Raw genomic sequence first — 22,511 nt, 5'->3', positions numbered from 1 at the left:
TCTTGTGAGCTTGGTGAAAACACGCTAGACCGGCGTTAGGTGGCTAAGGGGCAGAAAAGATTATGGCTATCAATTCTTCCAAGGCGTTTTTGTTCGCGGCGGGCGGCGTTGCCGTCGTCGCGGCGGTCGCCTACGGGTCGGGCGCGCTCGACCCATACATCAACAAGCAGAATCCGCCGCAGGTCGCGTCGCTGCCGCAGGCAGGCACGAAGCCGGCCGAATCCTCAAGCACCTCCACCGAGGCGCGCGTACCGCAGGCGCAAGCCCCGGCCAATACAATGGCGCCGGCCAACAACACGATGGCGCCGGCCAACAAGATGGTGCCCGCCAACAATGCAACGGCGCCTGCCAACAACGCGACGGCCCCGGCGGAATCCGCCCCGGCCGCTCAGGCGCCGGCCGCCGCAGGACCCACACTGCCAACCTTCGATGTCGTGCGCGTCGAAGGCAATGGCTCGATTGTCGTCGCCGGCAGCGCGGCGCCCAATGCCAAGGTCGAGGTCCTGAACGGCGGCACGGTGCTCGGCTCGACCGATGCCGGTCCCGATGGTGCCTTCGCCATCGTGCTCGACGATCCGCTGAAGCCGGGCGACTACACGATCACGCTGCGCTCGACCGCTGGCGGCGTCGCCGTCGCCTCGGCGCAGACCGCCGTCGTCTCGGTGCCGCAGAGCCCGACCGGCCAGGTGCTGGCGATGGTCGAGGAGCCCGGCAAGCCGTCCGAATTGCTGACTATTCCGCAGCCCGCGGCCAAGCCGGCGGCAACTGCCGCCACCGGTCAGGCAGCCGCCCCGGATCCGCAGGTCCCGGCCGCAACCGCGCCGGCGGCGTCTGCCCCGGCGGCGCCGCCGGCTGCAACGGCACCGGCAGCTACGGATCAGGCTTCGGCTCCCGCGACCCAGAACGCCGCCGCAGACGAACCGAAGATCGCCGTCGAGGCGGTTGAGATCGACGGCGGCAAGATCTTCGTCGCGGGCAGGGCCGATCCCGGCCGCAAGGTGCGCGCCTATGCCGACGATGTACTGCTTGGCGAGGCGAAAACTTCGCCTGACGGCCATTTCCTGATCGAGGCGGCGCGCGACATTCCGGTCGGCAACCACACCATTCATGTCGACGGCCTGGCCGACGACGGCGTCAAGGTCGTCGCCCGCGCCGCTGTCCCGTTCGAACGCGAGCCCGGCGAGTCGATTGCCGCCGTCGCGCCCAACCAGACCAAGCCCGCCGACAGCAAGCTCGCCCAGGGTGCGGGGTCCCAGCCCGCGGAGGCGAAGTCCGGGGCGGCCAATCCCGCCGAGACGACGGCGCCGGCCACCGCTACCGACGAAGCGGGCAAGCCCGCCGCGACCGCCGACACGTCGGCCGAGGTCGCCGAAGCGAATCCTGCGGCCGACGTGCCTGAAACCATGGCGCCGAAGCTCGAACACGTCGATGGAGCCGTCATCATCCGCCGCAACGATACGCTCTGGCGCATCTCGCGGCGCGTCTATGGCCATGGCGTGCGCTACTCGACCATCTATCTCGCCAACCAGGATCAGATCCGCAATCCCGACCGCATCTGGCCCGGTCAGGTCTTCAAGGTCCCCGGCAAGTCGAAGGAAGGCGAGCCGGCCGACATGAAGGCCATGGGTGACCAGATGACGGCGCCAAAGACGGAGTAAGAGCGCAATCCCCCTCGTGGGGATGTCCGGCAGGGCAGAGGGACGCCGGCGTTCGACACTTCCTACCGTGCTACCCATCCGCCTGGCTTGCCCTCTCATCCTCCATCGTTTATCGGCGATGAACGATGACCGAATCCCTATCCGTCAACCGCGCCCTCAATAGCCGAGCCCTCGACAGCCGCGGCATCGCCACGCGGTTCGCGGCGCTGTCGCATCCGGCACGCATTGAGATCCTGAAGCATCTCTCGGCCAGTAGCTGCTGCTCCTGCCGCGAGGTGGTCGATCATCTCGATCTCGCCCAGTCGACCGTTTCGCAGCATCTGAAGATCCTGGTCGAAGCAGGGCTCGTCCGCTTCGAGGCGGATCGCCAGCGTTCACGCTACGCGGTGGACCGCGCTACGCTCGCCGAGGTCTCGGCGTCGCTCGCGGCCCTGGTCGATTCCTGCTGCGGCGAAAGCATGAAAGAAAGCTAAGAACAAAATGGCCGACAAGACCGTCTCCGCCGAAACCGGCACCCTCACCACTCTGCGCAATCTGTGGCCCTATATGTGGCCGGCCGACCGTGCCGACTTGAGAGCCCGCGTCACCTGGGCGACGCTGCTTCTCGTCGTCGCCAAGGTCACCCTGGTCGCCGGCCCCTATTTCTTCAAATGGGCAACCGATGCGCTCGCCCACGCCTCGAAGACGCCGCCGCCGCTGCCCGCCTTCATGCTCGCGCCGGTGATGCTGGTCATCGCCTATAATGTGCTGAGGCTGGTCCAGCTCGGCTTCAACCAGCTGCGCGACGCGCTGTTTGCCCGCGTCGGCCAATACGCGGTGCGCCAGCTTGCTTTCCGCACCTTCGTCCACATGCATCAGCTGTCGCTGCGCTTCCATCTTGAGCGCCGCACCGGCGGTCTGTCGCGCATCATCGAGCGCGGCACCAAGGGCATCGAGACGATCGTGCGCTTTGTCATGCTGAACACGGCGCCGACCATTCTCGAATTCGCGCTGACGGCCGGCATTTTCGCCTACACCTATGGCTGGAAATACGTCGCCGTGGTCGCGGTCACCGTGTGGATCTATGTCTGGTTCACGGTCAAGGCCAGCGACTGGCGCATCTCGATCCGCCGCGACATGAACGAAAGCGACACCGACGCCAACACCAAGGCGATCGACTCGCTCTTGAATTTCGAGACGGTCAAATATTTCACCAATGAGCGCATGGAAGCCGAGCGCTTCGACCGCTCGATGGCGCGTTATGAAACCGCCGCCACCAAGACCTGGACCTCGCTCGGCTGGCTTAACTTCGGCCAGGGTCTCATCTTCGGCCTCGGCACGGTCGTCGTCATGTGCATGTCGGCGCTGGAGGTGCAGGCCGGCACGCAGTCGGTCGGCGATTTCGTCTTCATCAACGCCATGCTGATGCAGCTGTCGGTGCCGCTCAACTTCATCGGCTTCATCTATCGCGAAATCCGCCAGGGCTTGACCGATATCGAGCACATGTTCGACCTGCTCGACGTGCCTCAGGAGATTGTCGACAAGCCGGACGCCAGGCCGTTGAAGGTGAGTGCCGGCAAGGTCGAGTTCCGCGACGTGCACTTCTCCTATGATTCAAACCGCAAGATCCTGAAGGGCGTCTCCTTCGAGGTGCCGGCCGGCAAGACGGTCGCCATCGTCGGCCCCTCCGGCGCAGGCAAGTCGACCATCTCCAGGCTTCTGTTCCGCTTCTATGACGTGCAGCGCGGCCAGGTGCTGATCGACGGCCAGGACATCCGCGACGTCACCCAGGAGAGCCTGCGCGCGGTGCTCGGCATGGTGCCGCAGGACACGGTGCTCTTCAACGACACCATCGCTTACAACATCCGCTATGGCCGCATCGGCGCCAGCGAGGAGGAGGTGCGCAAGGCCGCCGAACTCGCCCAGATCGGGCCGTTCATCGAAAAACTCCCCGACGGCTACCGCTCGATGGTCGGCGAGCGCGGCCTGAAACTGTCGGGCGGCGAGAAGCAGCGGGTCGCGATCGCCCGCACGATCCTGAAGGCCCCGCCGATCCTGATGCTGGACGAGGCGACCTCGGCGCTGGACACCCAGACCGAGCAGGAGATCCAGGCGGCGCTGGACCTCGTTAGCAAGGGCCGCACCACCCTTGTGATTGCCCACCGGCTGTCGACGGTGATCTCGGCCGACGAGATCATCGTGCTGAAGGACGGCCAGATCGCCGAGCGCGGCACCCACGCCGCACTCTTGCGCCAGCAGGGCCTCTATGCCTCGATGTGGGACCGCCAGCGCGAGGCCACCGAAGCCGAGGAGCGCCTGCGCATTGCGCGTGAAAGCGACGAGTTCGGCGTGATCGTACGGAGAAGGACGTCGGAGGTGAGCTAGCGCCTACTTCCCCTTCTCCCGTAAGGGAAAGAGGAAAGGGTAAAAAATTCTGTTGACCTCAACCTAGCTTGAGCTTGCAAACCGGCTCCGAACCCCTGCGAAGCAAGCCTTCCAAGAACGGAGACCGATCGATGAATAATAAAGATCAACGCGCTGGCAGCGTGTTCCGGGTCGACAAATTCGTCGTGCCGGCGGAAGCGCGCGACGAGATCCTCGGCAAGGTCAGGATGACGCACGAATTGCTGCGCCAGCAGGACGGCTTCGTGCAGGACTTCCTGCTCGAGCAGTTCTCCGGCCCCGGCGAATTCAACATCGTCACCATGGTCGAATGGGAAAGCCAGGCCGCGGTCGACAACGTCGTGCCGATCGTCAAGGCCGCGCACGAGCGCATCGCCTTCAGCCCTCAGGCAACGATCGCCCGCCTCGGCGTCAAGGCGGATATCGCGCACTATCAGCGCGTGCCGGAGGTGTAAGACGGCCAGCCTGCGCCGGGTGCAGGCGCGGCGACGCCCAGTACCTGGCCGGTGCGGGCGTCGCCGACCATGTTCTCGAAGCCGCGCCATTCGGCGGCGGTGATGAACAGCGTCCTGCCGTCGGCACCGCCCAGCATGCAGGCAAAGCAGCCCCGATCGACCTCGACCTTGTCGATTTCGCACCGCCCTCGCGCACCCTGACACAGGCCGGCGCTAAAATCACGGCTATGAGTCCCTCGCTATTCGCCTCTCCCATTGTTGCGTTGCGGGGAGGGGGGCTTTCCGCTATTCAGACCGGACCTGAAACAGCGACCGCCCCAAGCCCTATGACTCTTCTCGATACGATCAAGAATACGTTCGTTCCGATCCATCGCGAGGGCTATCCCTTTATCGCCGCCTTCGGCGCGGCAACGCTGTTCCTCGGCTATTTCTCCTCGATCCTGTTCTGGCTCGGGCTGATCCTCACCGGCTGGTGCATCTATTTTTACCGTGACCCAGAGCGCGTCACGCCGGTCGACGACCGGCTGGTGGTCAGCCCGGCCGACGGCGTGGTTTCGGCGGTCGGGCCTGCCGTGCCGCCGCGCGAGCTTGGTCTGGGTACGGGCGAAATGACCCGTATCTCGGTGTTCATGAATGTCTTTTCCTGCCATATCAACCGCGCGCCGGTGCGTGGCAGGATCACGCGGATCGAGCATCGTCCCGGCAAATTCCTCAATGCCGAGCTCGACAAGGCAAGCTCCGAGAACGAGCGCAACGGCCTGGTCATTGACAGCCCCAACGGCACCATCGCCGCCGTGCAGATCGCCGGCCTTGTGGCGCGCCGCATCGTCTGCTGGGCCGAGCAGGGCGGCTCGATCGGCATCGGCGAGCGTTTTGGCCTGATCCGCTTCGGCTCCCGCGTCGACGTCTTCCTGCCGTCGAACGCCGTGCCGCGCGTCGCCGTCGGCCAGACGGCGGTAGGCGGCGAGACGGTGCTTGCCGAGTTCGGCGGCGCGGCGGTCGCCCCGCTGGTCAGGATTTCCTGAGCGGTGGGCGCGCCTTTCAAGAAGTTCGAGGCACACGCCAGCGGCGGCCCGCGCATCCGCGAGATCCCGATGCGCATGGTGCTGCCCAATCTGGTGACCGTTCTTGCGATCTGCGCCGGCCTTTCCGGCATCCGCTTCGCCTTCGAGGACCGCTTCGAGCCGGCGGTGGTCATGGTGCTGCTCGCCGCTTTCCTCGACGGCATCGACGGCCGCTTGGCGCGCATGCTGAAGGCGACCTCGAAGTTCGGCGCGCAGATGGATTCGCTGGCCGATATCGTCAATTTCGGCGTCGCGCCGGCGCTGGTGCTCTATGCCTTCCTGCTCGACCGCGCCGGCTCGCCGGGCTGGATCGCGGCGCTCCTGTTCACCATCGCCTGCGGCATGCGGCTCGCTCGCTTCAATGTGCTGGCCGACGACACCGATCAGCCGGCCTGGCAAACCGAGTATTTCGTCGGCGTCCCGGCGCCGGCGGGCGCGGTGCTGGTCATGCTGCCCTGTTATCTCTACTTCCTGCGGCTCGGCCTGGAACCGACCCGGCCGGCGGCCTTCGTCGCCACCGGCTTCACCGTGCTCGTCGCCTTCCTTTTGGTCAGCCGGCTGCCGGTCTATTCGGGCAAGAGCGTCAAGGTGCCGGGAGACAGAGTGCTTCCGGTCATCCTCGGCGTGGTGCTCTACATCCTGCTGTTGATGGCCTATCCCTGGTACACGCTGACGGCATCGGTCGCCGGCTACCTCGTCTTCCTGCCGTTCTCGGTGCGGGCCTATTCGAAGCGGGCCATGCGCGAAGGCGAGAAGGTGCCGCCTTCCGATATCGGGTAAGCACTGCGCCCTATCTCCCCCGTTGTGGGGGAAATAGCCATTTCAACATCTTAGCGAAGCTAAGTGTTGGAAATCGCAAGAGAGGGGAAAGCGCCTAACATGAGAAGTTGGCGCTCTACAAGAAGCAGCCTCCGCGCCCTACGAGACCCCCTTCTCCGGTATTTTCCAAGCACTTGCTCGGGGACAAGCCCGCTCGCGAATGCAGGAAAATGCTTTCTCCCCCACAAGGGGGGAAATAACCGCGCTAGGCCGCTACCCCCAATCCCAGCCGGTCGATCGCCAGCTTCCGCGCCGACACGTAATCCGTCTTGCCGGAACCCAGCACCGGGATTTCTTCCACCTTGATGATGTCATTGGGCACCATCAACTCGGCCGCGCCCGCCTTCTTGCCGAACTGGCGCAGCTCTTCGGCATTGGCATCGTCGGCCGTGGTGACCAGCACGATGCGCTCGCCGCGCCTCTTATCGGGCACCGCCACCGCGGCATGGCGCTGTTCCGGCCATAGCGACTGCACCAGCATCTCGACCGCGCCCAGCGACACCATCTCGCCGGCGATCTTGGCAAAGCGTTTTGCCCGCCCTCGGATGGTGATGAAGCCGTCGCGGTCGACCGAGACGATGTCGCCGGTGTCGTGCCAGCCCTCGAGCGGCTGCAACTCGCCGGGGCGGTCGGCGGTCATGTAGCCCATCATCATGTTCGGCCCGTCGAGCCAAAGCCGGCCGCCCTCGCTGATGCCCTCGACCGGCTCAAGCTTCATACGGATCGCCGGCAGCAGCCGGCCGACCGTGCCGTCGCGATTGTGGATGGCGGTGTTCACCGCCACCACTGGCGCCGCCTCGGTCAGCCCAAAACCTTCGATGATCGATGCCTGGAAACGGTCACGGTAGGTGCGCCTTGTCTCGGGCTTTACCGCTTCAGCGCCGGCAACAACGAAACGCAGGCTGGAGAAATCGCCGTCCTTGGCAGTGCGGGCATAGTTGGCGAGGAAAGTGTCGGTGCCGAACATGACGGTCGGCTTCACCTTGCGCGCGATCTCCGGAATGATCTTGTAGTGCAGCGGCGAGGGATAGAGGAACAGTTTCACGCCGGTTACCAGCGGCAGGATAGTGCCGCCGGTCAGCCCGAACGAATGGAAGACGGGCAGCACGTTGAGCAGGATATCGGCCGGCGAGATCGTGATGCGGGCCTCGGCCTGCATGGCGTTGGCGAGAAGGTTGCGGTGCGACAGCACCACCGCCTTCGGCGTTCCTTCCGAGCCCGAGGTGAACAGGATCACCGCTGGTTTCGACGCCTGCTGCCGCTGCAGCGGAAAACGCCAGAAAAGCGCCGCCGCGACCTTGTCGAGCAAGGTCACGCTCTCGCGCACATCCTCCAGCCACAGCATCTTGGCGCCGCCCGCCTCGACGGCGGCGACGATGTCGTCGATGGCGGCCTTCTCGATGAACGCGCGAGAAGAGACCACTGTGCGAATGACCGCCGTGCGGATCGCGGCGGTGACGCTCGCCGGGCCGGCGGTGTAGTTGATCATCGCCGCGATGCGGGCCGCCGAGATAAGCCCGACAAAGGAGAGCACCACGCCGTTGGCATTGGGCAGGAGCAGGCCGACCGCTTCGCCGGGCGCCGTCACCGCTTCGAAGCGGCGGCCGAGCACGCGCGCGCCGATGAACATCTTGCGATAGCTGAGCGCGCCCGAAATCACGTCCTCGATGATCGGATGCGAGGCACCGACGCGATCCGCCGCGTCGCGCATGGCCAGGAACAGGCCGCGGTCGAGATTGCTGCCGTAGAGCCGCGCCTCGGCAAACCGGTCGAACAGGGCGTTGGTGTTCGACGCCATGTCGGGGTTGCGAGCCACCAGCTCGGCCACGGTCATCGGTTCCAGCACGCTGAGCGACAGGCGCGGGAACCAGTGACGCGGCGCCTTGTCGGCCGGCGTCAGCGACATCGGCAGGTCGCGCGCACCGGCGACGAAGATCGGCACGATGCGGGCGTCGGCCTGCATGGCGATGCGGGTGATGGCGCGGAACAGCCGGAACGACTTGACGTCCGGCTCGACGTCGTCGGGCAGATAGACCGCAAGCCGGCCCTTGCCCTTCAGCACGCGCACCAGCCGCCGGCTGACGAAGAGATGTTCGGCATTGAAGGCGATGGTGCGGGCAAGCTCGCGCCACGGCTCCAGCCAGGGCGAGCGGGCCGAGGCCTCGTCCAGAATGTGCAGCGTGTCGTCAGGCAAGAGCGACAGCATCAGCGCCGGCTCGATGCGCGATTGGTGCGAAACGACATAGATCACCGGCGTGCGGGCATTGCGGGCAATGCGGATGCGGTCGTCGGCAATACGGTAGGCGAGCTTGAACGGCACGTAGAGCAACGCCTGGGTAAAGCGCAGATCGAGCCGGAACCTTTCGATCACGCCAATCAGCAGCCAGGCAAAGACAAGACCGGCAAGCAGCGCCAATGTCAGGATCATGCCGCTCTCTCCCAACGTCCTCCACGGTGCGGCTCTTGCGCGGCCGCTTCGGTGGCAGAAGGTAGCGGAAGTGGGGGCAAGGTCAATGTGGGGCTGGTAGGGCGCTCCCTTCTCCCCTTGCGGGAGAAGGTGGCCGAGCGAAGCCCGGACGGATGAGGGTATTGGACGGGTCGCTTCGCTGGATATGTAAGTGCCTGAAAGCAATCGATTCTTCCAGGCCGTGCTTCTTCCAAAACCTCTCATCCGTCTCGACGCTGCGCGCCGACCCACCGTCTCGCACAGGGGAGCGGGGAAAGGCGTGCCGCTACGCCACCTTCAGTCTCCCGCTGATGAAGCGGAACTCCTGGCTCTTGCCGCCAAAGCCGTAGGCCGCCGCCGGAACCTCATGCACCAGCGCGTAGCTTTCCTCATGGACGCCGCCGAGCAGGCGGCCGAAGGCGTCGAAAATCGCCTTGAGATAGGCTTCGAGCTCGAGCTTGGTGTTGGTGCCGTCCACCACCTTGATGTCGAGCCAGAAGGTGCTCGTGCCATGCTCGGCCAGCGACTTGCCGCCGGCGAACCAGTGCTGCGGATCGACGTAGCTGACCGCAACCGCGGTGATGGTCGGGTCCTTGCGCAGATGCGTGGCCGTAATCTCGGTGATCTCCTTCGCGATCGCGGCGGAACGCTTTGCGTCGGGCTCGCCAGTGACGCTGACATTGATGATCGGCATTTTTCTCTCCTTCGCTTCTGACGGCTTCGCGCCGGCCGATGAAGGGACCGTGCCACCAGCCATTCATCAAAAAAATCGAATTGTTTTTGACAATCACTTCGATATTATCGAATTATGAAAACTCTCGATCCCGACCTGCTCAAAACCTTCCTCGCCTTCGTCGATGGCGGCTCCCTGGCCAGGGCGGCGTCCGCTGTTGGCCGCTCCCCATCCGCCGTCACGGCGCAGATGCAGCGGCTGGAGGAGGTCGTCGGCGAGCCGCTGCTCGCGCCCCAGGGACGTGCGCGCGGGCTGACGCCTGCCGGCGAGGACCTTGTCGGACACGCCAGGCGCATCCTTGCCGTCCACACCGAGGCCTGGCTGGCGCTGAAAGGCGCGCGCGTCGGCGGTCGCATCGCCATCGGAACCACGCAGGACTTTGCCGATCATGGCCTGCCGGAGCTGTTGCGCGCCTTCGCCGCCAGCCATCCGCGCGTCAGGATCGAGCTGCGCGTCGGCCGCTCCCTGGAGCTCGGGTCCGCGCTGCAGGCGGGCCAGCTCGATCTCGCGATCACCATGCGCCATGCGCCATCCCCGGATGAAGCGTTCCTGATCAGCGAGCCGATGCTGTGGCTCTGCTCGGAAAAAGGGCTGGCGACGCGGCAGGACGTGGTGCCGGTGGCGCTGCTCGATCCATATTGCGGCTTCAGGGAGGCTGCGCTCAATGCACTCGACGCCGCCGGCCGCCGCTACCGCATCGCTGCCGGCAGCTCCAGCCTTGCCGGCCTGCGCAGCGCGGTCAATGCCGGCATCGCGCTGACGCCGCGCACCCGGCGTCTTGCCCATTCCGGTATCGTGGAAGCGTCTCCCCATCTCGACCTGCCGCCGCTGCCAATGGCCGGCTTCGCCATCCGGCTCGGCCGCGAGGCGGCTCGTCCGGCGCGGGATCTCGCGGAGCTTCTGGGCACCGGCCTGGCGCTGCCGCCCTGAACGGCCAGGAACGCCCAAAGAAAAAGCCGACCTTTTTGCGGGTCGGCTTCTAGTCGGACGGGTCGAGGGGTTTGGGGGGACTTGGGGGGTGACCCGTCGATCTAACAATGCCTGAGTCGGGTGATGGTTCCGTGACCGCGAAAAAATTTACGAACGCGTCGATTTGGCTCTCGACCAGTCGCGTGCGGCGTGCGCGAAAACCGCGCAAAGCACGATCGCGCCGCCGACGATGCTGGCCAGCGGTGGGAATTCGCCGAGGAACAGCAAGGCGAACAGGATGGCGAACGGCACTTCGGCCGAGCCGAGCAGGCCGGATTCGGCGGCGGGGATAAGCCGCGAACCTTCGGTCCACAGGATCGAGGCCAGCGCGAAGGAGCAGCCGAAGGTGGCAAGCAGCACCATATCGCGGGTCGAAACGGCAACCGGGTCGGTGACGAACCAGCCGAGGACGAAGAGCAGGAAGGCCGACACCGCGCCGGCCCAGACGACGGGCGAGTCGCGAAAGGCGCGCACCATGATCATGTAGAGCGCGCTGCCGGTGGTCATCAAAAGCGCCAGCCCGTCGCCGAACAGGTGGCCGCTGCCAAAGCCGCCGCCCACCATGACGGCGACGCCGCATAGCGACACGGCCGCCGCCAGCATCGTCTGCAGCCGGAATTTTTCCCGCACCAGCAGCAAGGCAAGCAGTGCGGCTATGAAGGGTGAGGTGGCGTAGATCACCGCGACATTGGCGACATAGGTGTATTTGAACGCCGCGATGAAGGCGATGCTGGCGGCAGCCCCCTCGACCGCAAGCAGCCAGCCGCGCCAGCCGAGCCTGAGGCTCTCGCGCCCGCCCGAGCGGCGGCGGCGCCACAGCACGTAAAGAGCAATCAGGATCGAGCCGAAGAAGCCGCGCCAGCAGGTGATGGTCAGCGGATCGGCATGGATCGACTTGGTCAGCACGCCGGTGAGCGCGAAGGCGACGGCCGAGGCCGAGACTAGCACGACGCCCAGCATGCGCTCGGCTGTGGCGTCGGCGGTGCCCTTGGCAAGCTTTTCAGGCATGTCGACCGTATCCGTCATGGTACCAGACTATGCCGCTCCTGCTGACAGCCTTCTGTCATGAGTCCTCGACCCGTTTGCGGAAATGCTCGTTGCCGACGATCAGCAGGCCGGCGCCGATGATCAAAGCCGCGCCCGTGAAAACTTCGGTTCTCGGCACGTCGCCCCAGATGGCGAAGCCCAGCGCAAACGCCCAGACCAGCGAGGTGTATTCGAATGGCGCCACGATCGACACCGGCGCCCGTTTCATGCCCTCGAACAGCATGTATTGCGCGACGCCGCCGAGCGCGCCAACGCTCATGAGAAGCATGAGTTGCGGCGCGTCGGGCATGCGCCACCAGATCAGCGCCGGCACTGCCGAAAAAAGCAGGAAGTAGAAATTGTTGAGCACCAGCTGGATCGTCGTGCGCTCCTGCATCGCGGTCTTGCGCAAGAGCACCACGGCGATGCCCCACAAAAGCGCTGCCGCCAGCACAAGCAGCACCGGCACGGAGAAGCCGAGACGCGCCGGGTCGCAGGCGATGAAGACGCCAACGAATCCGACGAACACCGCCGCCCAGCGCAAGAGCGGCACGGTCTCGCCCAGCATCACCACTGAAAGCACGGTGACGATGATCGGCGCGGCGTAGTAGATGGTGGTGAGCTCGGCGAGCTGCAGCGAGCGTGCCGCGTTGTAGTAGCAGAGCCAGGCCGCGAGCGTGAACGCGCTGCGCACCAGCATCGGCCGCACGATGGGCGAGTTTGCGGTGTCGGCGAACAGCGTCCGTCTGCCGATCGCGCCGCAGGCGGCAAGGACGGTGACCGAGCGGAAGAACATGATCTGCCACACCGTCATGCCGGCCACCAACAGCTTGATCGAGGCATCCTGCGCCGAAAACAGGAAATAGGCGGCCGCGGTGAACAGGATGCCGGCCAGCACCCTTTCGCGGCTTTCGAGGACGACGACATCGGCCATGCGGTATCGATTTGCCAGCGTGGAGGCGGCTCCGCCCCATCGGATCCACTTCTGCCAGCTATACGGGCGAAAGCTTCTACGGCGCTGTTCCAGCGCGGCGCTTGCGTTGGGGCAGAGCCCTCGTGGCCGATCGAGAAGCGCTTACTGCGTCGCCTGGTAGAGCTCGGAGGCTGCCTCCTTCAGCGCGCGCCTTCCGTCGGGCCTGAGGTACATCATGTGGCCGCCCTCCACGACATCGAGCCGGATCGGTTTGGCGTCGGCGAGCGAGGGAAGCTGGTTCACCAGATAGCGCGAAGCGAGATAGGGCGTCACCAGGTCGGTATAGCCGTTGACGATGACCACGCCGAGCGAGGGGTTGAGCGAACGCGCCCGCTGCAGGTCGTTCATCGCCCCGGCATAGCCTTGCCCCGAGGTGCCGTACTCCCAATTGCGACTGATCTCGCCGTTGAGCAGCCGGTAGCTGACATCCGTGCGATAATTCAGTTCGTTACGGGCGTAAGCGACAAAGGCCGAGGTCAGCACCGGCACACTGCGGTCAAGCACCGGGTCCGGGCCTTCTATGCGGGCGCTGCCCGGCGAGATATCGGCGGTGCTGATCGTGGCATCGTAAGGGCTGAGCACCTTGCCCTTGGCGCGCTGGAACTCGCGGGTGAACAGGCCGGTAGGGACACGGGCGAAATTGCGCTCGACGAGATCGAGCGGCAGGCCGGTGATTTCCGCCACGCGCCCGCTGGCGAGCTTGCCGCCTTGCTCCAGCCCGCTGGCGAGAGCCGTCAGATAGTCGCCAAGCGCATAGCGTTCGACCTCGGCCAGTCTGTCGCGCAGCGCCTCGCCGCTGACGCCGTCGGCGCGAAGCCGCACCGCCGCCAGCGAAGGCAGTTCGAGCGCCCAGTGCAATTGATCGAATTGGTCCGGCCGCACCAGCATGAACTCCAGCGCCGGCGAGATCAGCACGATGCCGGAGGGGCTCAAGCCGACATCCTCCTGCAGCGTCCTGGCGAGCAGCGCGGCGCGAAAGCCGCCATAGCTTTCGCCGGCGAGGAAGAGCGGTGAAGCGGTGCGGCCGTTCTGCGCCAGATAGAGCCGTATGAAAGCGCCGACCGAGCTGGCGTCCTGGTCGACGCCCCAGAACCCTTTCGTGTCCTGGCCCGGCGCTTCGCGGCTGTAGCCGGTGCCGACCGGATCGACGAAGACGAGATCGGTCATGTCGAGCCAACTGTCCGGATTGTCGATGAGCCTTTGTGGCGGCGGCAGGAATTGGCCGTCGGCAGCGGTCGCAACGATGCGCGGGCCAATCGCGCCGAGATGCAGGTAGGCGGAGGCCGCGCCCGGCCCGCCGTTGAAGACGAAGGTGATCGGCCGCTCTTTGGCCGGGGCAGGCGACTGCTGCGTGTAGGCGACGTAGAAGATCTCGGCCGTGACCTCGCCCTTGCCGGAAAGCAGCGACAGCGTGCCGGCCTTGGCCTGGTAGTCGAGCTTGCGCCCGCCAAGGGTGATCGAATGCTCGGTGACCTGCGGCGGCGGCAAAAGCGACAACACGCCGCCGGCCGGCGCCGGCCGTTCAGGTGTTTCGGCGCCGACTGGCTGCGCAAAGGCTGTGAGCGCCAGGAGGATGAAGGGCAGGAGCTTCAACTTGGACCGCATGCGACCTCCGCGGGAATGACCCCGCAAAGGTATGGCCGGGGCGGCCGAAGTCAAAGGGGATAGGCTTGGCGCTGCGTTGGAACTTCGATCTCTCCCGTCGCGGGGGAGATTGGCAGCTTCACCCCCCAAACGCTCGCTCCAGCGCCGCGACATCGATCTTCACCATGCCCAGCATCGCCTCGGTGGCGCGTTTGGCGCGTTCGCGGTCGGGATGTGCGGCCATGTCGCCGAGGATTTTTGGCACGATCTGCCAGGACAGGCCCCAGCGGTCCTTCAGCGAGCCGCATTGCTCGGGCTTGCCGCCATTGCCGAGAAAGGCGTTCCAGATGCGGTCGATCTCGGCCTGGTTATCGAGCTCGACGAGGATCGAGAAGGAATGGTTGAACGGATCGAGCGGACCGGCTTCGAGCGCGACGAAATTCTGGTCGTCGAGCACGAATTCGATGATCTTGACGCTGCCGGCGGGGCCGCTCGGATTGTCCGCCGGCACATCGGTCGTGCGGCCGATCGCTGAATTGGGAATGGTGGCGACATAGAATTCCACCGCTTGCCGCGCGTCCTTTTCGAACCACAGATGCGAGGTCACCTTGGCCATGCTGGATCTCCTTCCTGTCTGGCAACGGCCCAAGGACGATCGAGTTTCGCTCGACCCGACAGGGTATCTCGCTTTCGAGTTTGGAAATCGGCGACGGTGTCGTCCGATGCCCGGCGGGGCAGAGGCGCGCTGTCCCGCCAGCATCTCCGTGCTGTCAAGGCACCGAAAACTGCGGAAGGGATGCAAATGGACGCCACCGCATCTGCAGGCACCGCTGAAGGAGGCTCGACCAGGTCAAGGCGCTGATCACACTCGGGGCCAGAGGCAGGCTCGACGGTCAGTTGATCGCCTGCAAGGTGGAGGCGCTTGCGGTGGCGGAACTCCATTCGGCGACAGGAGCCGGCGCGCCAACGCGCGACGACCCCTTCCGGCCGCTTCCCGGCCACTTCCTCCTCACAAGGGCTCACGAGGGGGAGATCAGCTGGCGCTACTGTGCCGATGGCACTTCCGCATCCCCTTCGTCGGTGAAAGGCGAGGCGCTCGGCACGCACTGCACGGCCCAACCCTGCGGCGTCGGTTGCTTCTGATATTCGGCAATCGCGTTGGTGCACTGTTCGCGGGTGTCGAAGGTGCTGGGCAGCACCGCCATGCCGCCCTGCGGGCCGGCGATCACAAGATACCAGACCAACGCTACGCTGGGGGTGGCAGCCATGGGAATTCCTCTTTGCTGGATGTCGGAGTCGGGTCGATGCTAGCAACTCCCAGCAAATGGCGAAAGCAGGGCGGCGGCATACGCTCCCCCGCCCTGGTCACAGACCCGTGAACGACCGCTGGCCGGACGCTTATTCGACAGCGAAGCAGTAGAACAGGCCGTCGCCGCCCGTGCCTCTCAGCGCCTCCTGGCTGCAGCCGCCGCGCGAAGCATGTGAGGAATTCCACGACTTCGCCGCGGCCGATTCGTCGAGGCCGACTCGGTCGTGATGGCCCGTCATGGCTGCCCCTTCCGCGCCGCTCATCGTCCAGTCGCCGCAGGTCTGGTCGGCGATCTTGGTGCCATCGGGCTTGGAGCCGGTCAGCACGTCGTGGCGGTTGGGCTTGTCGCCGCGGCCGTTGACGACTTCGCCCTTCTCGGTAAGCGCCGTCTGCTTGCTGATGGCGTTGGCGTCGCTGTGCAGCGAGGCGACGTCGTCGGCGATCTTCTCGCCCTTGGCATTGAACCAGGGACCCTTGCCGATGCGGTCGCGCGCATCCTCGGCGCTGGAGGAGAGATAGGCGTGCCAGGTCTTGCCGGTGACACCGGCCGCTTCTGCCAGCGAGGCGCAATGCGCGTCCGCACCCTTGAGGCCGCCGAGATCGGCGCCCTTGCCGGAGCCGACGCTGGTGACGAAGAAGCTCATCTTGGCGTCTTGCGACAGGGCCGCGCCTGCCGTGGCGGCGAGTGCGGCGGTAATGGCGGTGGCGGCAACGAGAAGAAGTCTGCGCATGTCGGTCCTCCGGTTTCGAATGTTCTACATTCGAAGAACGTAGCGGGAGGTCTGTTTCATCCGCCTTGAGGCAGGTTTATTCCGGTTGCCGATAGGCGACGAAACGGTTGTGCCTGGCCTGGAAGATCAGCCCGGTTTCCTTCAAGTCCGGGCTTGCCAGCGGCACGATGCGTTTGGCGATCTCGGACGGATGCGGCAGCGTCTCGGGATCCTCGCCCGGCATGGCCTGAGCGCGCATTGCGGTGCGGGTGGCGCCCGGATCGGCGGCGTTGACCCGAAGCGGCAGGCTCTCGGTCTCATGCGCCCAGGAGCGCATCATCGTCTCCACCGCGGCCTTGGAAGCCGCGTAGGGCGCCCAGAAGGCGCGCGCCGAGTGCGCCGCGTTGGAGGACATGATGATCGCGCGTCCGGCGTCGGAGAGCCGAAGCAACGGATCGACCGAACGGATCAGGCGCCAGGTCGCGGTGACGTTGACGGTCATTACCTTATCGAAGGTTTTTGCTTCGACATGGCCGATCGGCGAGATCACCCCGAGTATACCGGCATTGGCGACCAGGATGTCGAGCTTTCCCCAGCGCTCGTGGATCGCGCCGCCCAGCCGGTCGATGCCCGCCATGTCGGCGAGGTCGAGCGGCACCAGCGTGGCCTGTCCGCGGCCGTCGGCCTTGATCGCATCGTCAAGCTCTTCCAGCCCGCCGACGGTGCGGGCGACCGCGACGACATGCGCGCCGGCGGCAGCCAGTTCCCTGGCGATGAAGTAACCGATGCCGCGCGAGGCGCCTGTGACGACCGCGACGCGGCCGGAAAGGTCGAGGGTCATGTGAGGGATTCCGTGGGGTGGACCGGCTTACGACCCGCCGCTCGCCAGCAGCGACAGCGTGCGCACGTTGTCGTGGCCTTCGAAGTCGAGCAGGCGGGTAGGATACTGGCCGGTGAAGCAGGCGTCGCAGAATTGCGGCTGGTCGTTGTCGCGGCGCGCCTCGCCGACGGCGCGGTAGAGCCCGTCGATTGACAAAAACCCGAGCGAATCGACGCGGATGAACTCGGCCATCTCCTCGACCGACATGCGCGATGCCAGAAGCTTCGATTTCTCCGGCGTGTCGACGCCGTAGAAGCACGATGCGCTGGTCGGCGGCGATGCGATGCGCATATGCACCTCCTTCGCGCCGGCGTCTCGCACCATCTGCACGATCTTTTGGCTGGTGGTGCCGCGCACGATGGAATCGTCGACCAGCACCACGCGCTTGCCCTCGATCATGCGGCGGTTGGCGTTGTGCTTGAGCTTCACGCCCATGTGGCGGATGGAATCGCCCGGCTGGATGAAGGTGCGGCCGACATAGTGGTTGCGGATGATGCCAAGCTCGAAGGGAATGCCCGCGGCCTGGCTGAAGCCGATCGCGGCCGGCGTGCCGGAATCCGGCACCGGCACGACGATGTCGGCCTCGACCGGGTTTTCCTGCGCCAGCTCCGCGCCGATGCGCTTGCGGACCTCATAGACGTTGCGGCCCTCGACCGAGGAATCCGGCCGCGCGAAATAGACATATTCGAAGATGCAAAAGCGGGTCTTCTGCGGCTCGAATGGGAACAGGCTCTCGATGCCCTTGGAGGTGATGACCACCATCTCGCCCGGCTTGATGTCGCGCACGAAACGAGCGCCGATGATGTCGAGGGCGCAGGTTTCCGAAGCGAGTATCCAGGCGCCGTCGAGGTCGCCGAGCACCAGCGGACGGATGCCGAGCGGATCGCGGCAGCCGATCATCTTCTTGGCCGTCATCGCGACCAGCGAGAAGGCGCCCTCGACCTGACGAACGGCGTCGATGAAACGCGAGTTCAAATCGCGCTCCTTGCTGGTGGCGACCAGATGCAGCAGCGTCTCGGTGTCGGAGGTGGAGGAGAAGATCGAGCCCTGTTTCTGCAATGCGCGCTGGACGGTGAGCGCATTGGTGAGGTTGCCGTTATGGGCGACGGCAAGGCCGCCTTCGGCCAACTCGGCGAAGAAGGGCTGGATGTTGCGCAGGCCCGCGCCGCCGGTGGTGGCGTAGCGGGTGTGGCCGATGGCGCGGTTGCCCTGCAGGCGATCGATGACGTTCTGTTTGGTGAAGGTGTCGCCGATCAGCCCGACATGACGCTCGACGTGGAACTGGGTGCCGTCATAGGAAACGATGCCGGCGGCTTCCTGACCGCGATGCTGGAGCGCGTGAAGCCCGAGTGTGACGATGGCTGCCGCGTCCTGCCGGCCGTAAATGCCGAACACGCCGCATTCGTCATGGAAATGGTCATCGGCCTCGGCGGAAAGGACTTTGCCTGCGTCTGCCGTTGAGTCTGCCATCTGGGGCTCAAGCTCCGCTAAAACCGCCATATAAGGCGATCGCTCATCGAACGCAACGCATGCGATGCCGCATCCATAACATGCCCCAGGCCAGTGCCGGAACTGGCCTGGTTTCAGTTTGCCGGCGCCTCAGTTTGCCGGCGCCGGGGTGGCGGGAGCCGGGGCGGGGGCTGGAGCCGGCTCATTGTCGGCCGGCGCTGCGCCTTCGCTGTCGTCGGGCGCCGTCGCGCTGTCGTCGCCGGTCGCCGGCGGTTCGGCCGCGGGCTGGTCGGTGGTCGCCGGCGCGCCGGCCTGGGGCGTGCCCTTACGCGTGTATTTGTTGACCAGCTCTTCCGTGTTCTCGGGCAGCACGCTTTCGAGCTTGGCGCCGATCGTCTCGAGCAGCGGCCGCGACTTGGCGTTGGCAACCCAGGCGGGCGCCTTGGCGCCGGCCAGCCAGTTGAAGAACAATAGCGCCACCGCGACGACCAGGATGCCGCGCGCCGCGCCGTAGAGGAAACCGAGCGTGCGATCGAGCGCGCCGATGCGCGAATCGATGATCCAGTCGGCAATCTTCATGGTGATCACCGAGACGACGATCAGCGCGATGACAAAGACGATGCCCGCCGCCGCGGCCATGGCGATCTTGTCGTTGTCGACATAGGGCTGAACGTACGGCAGGACCGGCTTGTAGAAGAAGAAGGCCGCCGCCGCAGCCGCTGCCCAAGATACCACCGACAGCACCTCGCGGGAAAAGCCGCGCACCATGGCAAGCATCGCCGAGACCAGGGTGAAGCCGACGAGAATTCCGTCAAGCAGCGTAATCGGCATATCTTTCGCCCCACATCATGAGCTGCATCACTCCCCCTCGTCGGCGCGACTGCGCCGTGAGCCGGCTATGCGCGCCACCAGGTCGGCAAGCTCGGTGGGCTGGAAAGCGCCGGCCGCGATTCCCCCGGCCCCATTACCGCCAACGACTTCCTCGCTGCCGAGCGGCAGCACCGCGCTTCCGAAACCCAGCTTTTCGGCCTCTTTAAGGCGCTGCTGCGCATGCGCAACCGGCCTTACCGCGCCCGAAAGGCTGATTTCGCCGAAATAGACGCAATCGGCGGGAAGGGCAAGACCGGTGAGCGACGAAACCAATGCTGCGGCGACCGCGAGATCGGCCGCCGGTTCCGAGATGCGGTAGCCGCCGGCGACATTGAGATAGACGTCGTGCTGGCCGAAGCGGACGCCGCAATGCGCTTCCAGCACCGCCAGCACCATGGAGAGCCGCGCGCCGTCCCAGCCGACGACGGCGCGGCGCGGCGTGCCGAGCGAAGAGGGCGCCACCAGCGCCTGGATCTCGACCAGCACCGGCCTTGTGCCTTCCATGCCGGCGAAGACGGCGGCGCCGGGCGACTTCGCATGCCGCTCGCCGAGGAACAGCTCGGATGGATTGGCGACCTCGCGCAGGCCCTTGTCCGACATCTCGAAGACGCCGATCTCGTCGGTCGGCCCAAAGCGGTTCTTCACCGTGCGCAGGATGCGGAAGTGGTGGTTGCCTTCGCCCTCGAAATAGAGCACGCCGTCGACCATGTGCTCGACGACGCGCGGGCCGGCGATCTGGCCTTCCTTGGTGACATGGCCGACGAGCACGATCGCGGCGCCGGTGGATTTCGCATAGCGGATCATCGCCTGGGCGGCCGCGCGCACCTGGGTGACCGTGCCGGGCGCCGAATCGGCAAGATCGGTCCACAGCGTCTGGATGGAATCGAGGATCACCAGGTCCGGCCGCTTGCCGTCGGCGATTGTCGCGAGGATGTCCTCGACATTGGTCTCGGCGGCGAGTTCGACCGGCGTCGAGGCGACACCGAGGCGCTGAGCACGCAGCCTGATCTGCGCGACAGCTTCCTCACCCGAAACATAGACGATGCGGTGGCCTTTCGAGGCCAAAGCGGCTGCGGCCTGCGTCAGCAGCGTCGACTTGCCGATGCCGGGATCGCCGCCGACCAGAAGGGCGGAGCCGCGCACGAAGCCGCCGCCGGTGGCGCGGTCGAGCTCGCCGATGCCGGAGACGATGCGCGGCGCGTCCTCGATGTCGCCGGCCAGGCTGGTGAGCACCACGGCGCGGCCCTTGCGGGCATTGCGGGTGTTGGCCGGCCCCGAGCCGATGCCGCCCGCGGTGCCTTCCTCGACCAGCGTGTTCCACTCGCCGCAGGCGTCGCATTTGCCGGCCCAGCGCTGATGCACCGAGCCGCAATTCTGACAGATGAACTGAACGCGCGATTTGGCCATTAGCGTTGGGCCGATCGCAAATTTTCGAAGGCCGGCGTTCCCGCCCACCCCCCTCTGGCCTGCCGGCCATCTCCCCCGCAAGGGGGGAGATCAGCAGCTTGGCCGCCGGCGCTCTTCTTGCAACGGCGGCGATTGGCGAAGGTCGTGGCGACAGCCAATCTCCCCCCTTGCGGGGGAGATGTCCGGCAGGACAGAGGGGGGTGTGACGGAGCGCTGACGTGGGCCAAAAACTACTCAAACCTCTCCGGCAAATGATGCTCCTCGGCCAGGTCCGAGAACCGCGTGAACTCGCCATGGAAGGCGAGGCTGACGGTGCCGGTCGGTCCGTGACGCTGCTTGGCCACGATGCACTCGGCCTTGCCGCGCGCCTCGTTCATCTCGTTTTCCCACTTGATGTATTCGTCGGTGCCGAGCTTCGGCTCGCGGTTCTTGAGGTAGTATTCCTCGCGGTAGACGAACAGCACCACGTCGGCGTCCTGCTCGATCGAACCGGATTCGCGCAGGTCCGAGAGCTGCGGCCGCTTGTCGTCGCGGCTTTCGACCTGACGCGACAGCTGCGACAGCGCGATGATCGGCACGCCGAGCTCCTTGGCTAGAGCCTTCAGGCCCGTGGTGATCTCGGTGATTTCCTGCACGCGGTTCTGCGAGGCGCGCGCGCTCGAGCCCTGCATCAGCTGGATATAGTCGATGACGATCAGGTCGAGGCCGCGCTGGCGCTTCAGCCGCCGCGCCCGCGCGGAGAGCTGCGCGATCGAGATGCCGCCGGTCTGGTCGATGAACAGCGGGATCTTCTGCATCGTCTGCGAACAGGCGACCAGCTTCTCGAAATCCATCTCGGAGATTTCGCCGCGGCGGATCTTCGATGACGAGATTTCGGTCTGCTCGGAGATGATGCGGGTGGCGAGCTGTTCCGACGACATTTCGAGCGAGAAGAAGCCGACCACGCCGCCATTGGCCGCCTTGAAGGTGCCGTCGGCCTGCTGCGCCGGTTGATAGGCCTCGGCGATATTGAAGGCGATGTTGGTGGCCAAGGAGGTCTTGCCCATGCCGGGGCGCCCGGCAAGCACGATCAGGTCGGAAGGCTGCAGGCCGCCCATGCGGCGGTCGAGATCGCGCAGGCCTGTGGCGATGCCTGACAGATGGCCGTCGCGCATATAGGCGGCGTTGGCCATGTCGACGGCGGTTTTGACCGCGTCGTTGAAGCTCTCGAAGCCGCCGTCGTAGCGGCCGGTCTCCGCGAGCTCGAACAGGCGCCGCTCGGCGTCCTCGATCTGCTCCGAGGGCGACATGTCGACCGGCGCGTCATAGGCGATGTTGACCATGTCCTCGCCGACGGTGATCAGCGCCCGGCGCGTGGCGAGGTCGTAGATGGCTCGTCCGTAATCGGCCGCGTTGACGACTGTGACCGCCTCGACGGCGAGCCGCACGACATACTGCGCCACCGTCATGTCGCCGACCTTCTCTTCCGCCGGCAGGAAGGTCTTCAGCGTGATCGGCGTCGCGATCTTGCCCATGCGGATGAGCTCTGCCGCGACCTCGAAGATCTTGCGGTGCAGCGGCTCGTAGAAATGCGCGGGCTTGAGGAAATCCGAGACGCGGTAGAAGGCGTCGTTGTTGACCAGAATTGCGCCAAGCAGCGCCTGCTCGGCCTCGATGTTGTTCGGTGCCTCGCGGTAGAGCGGTTGCTCCGCCACGCCGAGCTTGCGCGCTGCTTCAGCCATGATGTCCCCGATTTCGATCCCGCTTCCTCGATATCAGAACTGGAAAAATCGGTGTT

At 65.6% G+C, this 22,511-nt stretch carries 21 protein-coding genes and 1 pseudogene; 8 read left to right on the top strand and 14 right to left on the bottom strand.

Features of this window, described 5'->3' with window-relative positions; translation table 11 throughout:
• Positions 1-62 precede the first annotated feature (62 nt).
• From P9230_RS13130 to P9230_RS13115, 4 genes are all read left to right on the top strand, one after another.
• Positions 63-1,658, top strand: a complete 1,596-nt coding sequence (locus P9230_RS13130; protein WP_278119363.1) for a LysM peptidoglycan-binding domain-containing protein — start codon at positions 63-65, stop codon at positions 1,656-1,658.
• A gap of 125 nt (positions 1,659-1,783) precedes the next feature.
• Positions 1,784-2,131 carry a metalloregulator ArsR/SmtB family transcription factor gene (locus P9230_RS13125; protein WP_067321203.1) on the top strand — a complete coding sequence of 116 codons (348 nt, stop codon included), beginning with the start codon at positions 1,784-1,786 and terminating at the stop codon, positions 2,129-2,131.
• Positions 2,132-2,138: 7 nt separating this feature from the next.
• A complete protein-coding gene (locus P9230_RS13120; RefSeq protein WP_278056420.1) occupies positions 2,139-4,022 on the top strand; it encodes an ABC transporter ATP-binding protein/permease in 1,884 nt (627 codons plus the stop codon).
• Between the two features lie 131 nt (positions 4,023-4,153).
• Complete coding sequence (locus P9230_RS13115) at positions 4,154-4,495, top strand: antibiotic biosynthesis monooxygenase (RefSeq protein ID WP_127215985.1); 342 nt, start codon at positions 4,154-4,156, stop codon at positions 4,493-4,495.
• On the opposite strand, the gene P9230_RS13110 is transcribed toward P9230_RS13115, so the two are convergent.
• Positions 4,474-4,632 carry a hypothetical protein gene (locus P9230_RS13110; protein ID WP_245457090.1) on the bottom strand — a complete coding sequence of 53 codons (159 nt, stop codon included), beginning with the start codon at positions 4,630-4,632 and terminating at the stop codon, positions 4,474-4,476. The genes P9230_RS13115 and P9230_RS13110 overlap by 22 nt on opposite strands.
• A gap of 90 nt (positions 4,633-4,722) precedes the next feature.
• On the opposite strand from P9230_RS13110, the gene P9230_RS13105 reads away from it, so the two are divergent.
• Both P9230_RS13105 and P9230_RS13100 read left to right on the top strand, forming a co-directional pair.
• Positions 4,723-5,520, top strand: a complete 798-nt coding sequence (locus P9230_RS13105; RefSeq protein WP_082953739.1) for a phosphatidylserine decarboxylase — start codon at positions 4,723-4,725, stop codon at positions 5,518-5,520.
• A 75-nt stretch (positions 5,521-5,595) separates the two neighbouring features.
• A complete protein-coding gene (locus tag P9230_RS13100; RefSeq protein ID WP_245457363.1) occupies positions 5,596-6,339 on the top strand; it encodes a phosphatidylcholine/phosphatidylserine synthase in 744 nt (247 codons plus the stop codon).
• Positions 6,340-6,583: 244 nt separating this feature from the next.
• On the opposite strand, the gene P9230_RS13095 is transcribed toward P9230_RS13100, so the two are convergent.
• Together P9230_RS13095 and P9230_RS13090 are read right to left on the bottom strand one after the other, a co-directional pair.
• Positions 6,584-8,806, bottom strand: a complete 2,223-nt coding sequence (locus P9230_RS13095; protein ID WP_127325461.1) for an AMP-binding protein — start codon at positions 8,804-8,806, stop codon at positions 6,584-6,586.
• Between the two features lie 304 nt (positions 8,807-9,110).
• On the bottom strand, positions 9,111-9,518 hold the full coding sequence (locus P9230_RS13090) for a 4-oxalocrotonate tautomerase family protein (RefSeq protein ID WP_066997323.1): 408 nt from the start codon (positions 9,516-9,518) through the stop codon (positions 9,111-9,113).
• A gap of 114 nt (positions 9,519-9,632) precedes the next feature.
• On the opposite strand from P9230_RS13090, the gene P9230_RS13085 reads away from it, so the two are divergent.
• Positions 9,633-10,487 (top strand): LysR substrate-binding domain-containing protein, encoded by an 855-nt coding sequence (locus tag P9230_RS13085; RefSeq protein WP_127325460.1) that lies wholly within the window; start codon positions 9,633-9,635, stop codon positions 10,485-10,487.
• Between the two features lie 147 nt (positions 10,488-10,634).
• Here P9230_RS13085 and P9230_RS13080 read toward each other — a convergent pair whose 3' ends face one another.
• From P9230_RS13080 to P9230_RS13065, 4 genes are all read right to left on the bottom strand, one after another.
• Positions 10,635-11,534 carry a DMT family transporter gene (locus P9230_RS13080; RefSeq protein ID WP_082954141.1) on the bottom strand — a complete coding sequence of 300 codons (900 nt, stop codon included), beginning with the start codon at positions 11,532-11,534 and terminating at the stop codon, positions 10,635-10,637.
• 55 nt (positions 11,535-11,589) lie between these two features.
• Positions 11,590-12,486, bottom strand: coding sequence for a DMT family transporter (locus P9230_RS13075; RefSeq protein ID WP_095800088.1), 897 nt, complete (start codon positions 12,484-12,486; stop codon positions 11,590-11,592).
• 141 nt (positions 12,487-12,627) lie between these two features.
• Positions 12,628-14,130, bottom strand: coding sequence for a peptidase S10 (locus P9230_RS13070; protein ID WP_095800087.1), 1,503 nt, complete (start codon positions 14,128-14,130; stop codon positions 12,628-12,630).
• A gap of 118 nt (positions 14,131-14,248) precedes the next feature.
• Positions 14,249-14,725, bottom strand: a complete 477-nt coding sequence (locus P9230_RS13065) for a VOC family protein (RefSeq protein ID WP_278119357.1) — start codon at positions 14,723-14,725, stop codon at positions 14,249-14,251.
• A 186-nt stretch (positions 14,726-14,911) separates the two neighbouring features.
• On the opposite strand from P9230_RS13065, the pseudogene P9230_RS13060 reads away from it, so the two are divergent.
• Positions 14,912-15,063, top strand: a pseudogene (locus P9230_RS13060) (OsmC family peroxiredoxin); the annotation flags it as partial.
• Positions 15,064-15,152: 89 nt separating this feature from the next.
• On the opposite strand, the gene P9230_RS13055 reads toward P9230_RS13060, so the two are convergent.
• The 7 genes from P9230_RS13055 to P9230_RS13025 all read right to left on the bottom strand — a co-directional run bounded on the left by P9230_RS13055 (position 15,153) and on the right by P9230_RS13025 (position 22,455).
• The gene (locus P9230_RS13055) at positions 15,153-15,377 is read right to left on the bottom strand and encodes a hypothetical protein (protein WP_067001363.1); all 225 of its coding nucleotides are present in this window, start codon (positions 15,375-15,377) and stop codon (positions 15,153-15,155) included.
• A gap of 130 nt (positions 15,378-15,507) precedes the next feature.
• A complete protein-coding gene (locus P9230_RS13050; RefSeq protein WP_067330239.1) occupies positions 15,508-16,149 on the bottom strand; it encodes a hypothetical protein in 642 nt (213 codons plus the stop codon).
• Positions 16,150-16,225: 76 nt separating this feature from the next.
• Entirely contained in the window at positions 16,226-16,969 is a 744-nt protein-coding gene (locus P9230_RS13045; protein WP_067001369.1) for an SDR family NAD(P)-dependent oxidoreductase, read from the bottom strand.
• A gap of 27 nt (positions 16,970-16,996) precedes the next feature.
• Complete coding sequence (gene purF / locus P9230_RS13040; RefSeq protein ID WP_278119355.1) at positions 16,997-18,478, bottom strand: amidophosphoribosyltransferase; 1,482 nt, start codon at positions 18,476-18,478, stop codon at positions 16,997-16,999.
• Between the two features lie 129 nt (positions 18,479-18,607).
• Positions 18,608-19,288, bottom strand: coding sequence for a CvpA family protein (locus tag P9230_RS13035; protein WP_095800084.1), 681 nt, complete (start codon positions 19,286-19,288; stop codon positions 18,608-18,610).
• 27 nt (positions 19,289-19,315) lie between these two features.
• Positions 19,316-20,734, bottom strand: coding sequence for a DNA repair protein RadA (radA, locus tag P9230_RS13030; protein WP_095830298.1), 1,419 nt, complete (start codon positions 20,732-20,734; stop codon positions 19,316-19,318).
• Between the two features lie 230 nt (positions 20,735-20,964).
• Positions 20,965-22,455, bottom strand: coding sequence for a replicative DNA helicase (locus P9230_RS13025; RefSeq protein WP_067330253.1), 1,491 nt, complete (start codon positions 22,453-22,455; stop codon positions 20,965-20,967).
• Between the last annotated feature and the right edge of the window lie 56 nt (positions 22,456-22,511).

It is taken from the genome of Mesorhizobium sp. WSM4887 (genome assembly GCF_029625865.1).
GTDB lineage: Bacteria > Pseudomonadota > Alphaproteobacteria > Rhizobiales > Rhizobiaceae > Mesorhizobium.
The sequence above is the reverse complement of the archived record's forward strand: the minus strand, read 5'-3'. Positions and strand labels throughout refer to the sequence as shown.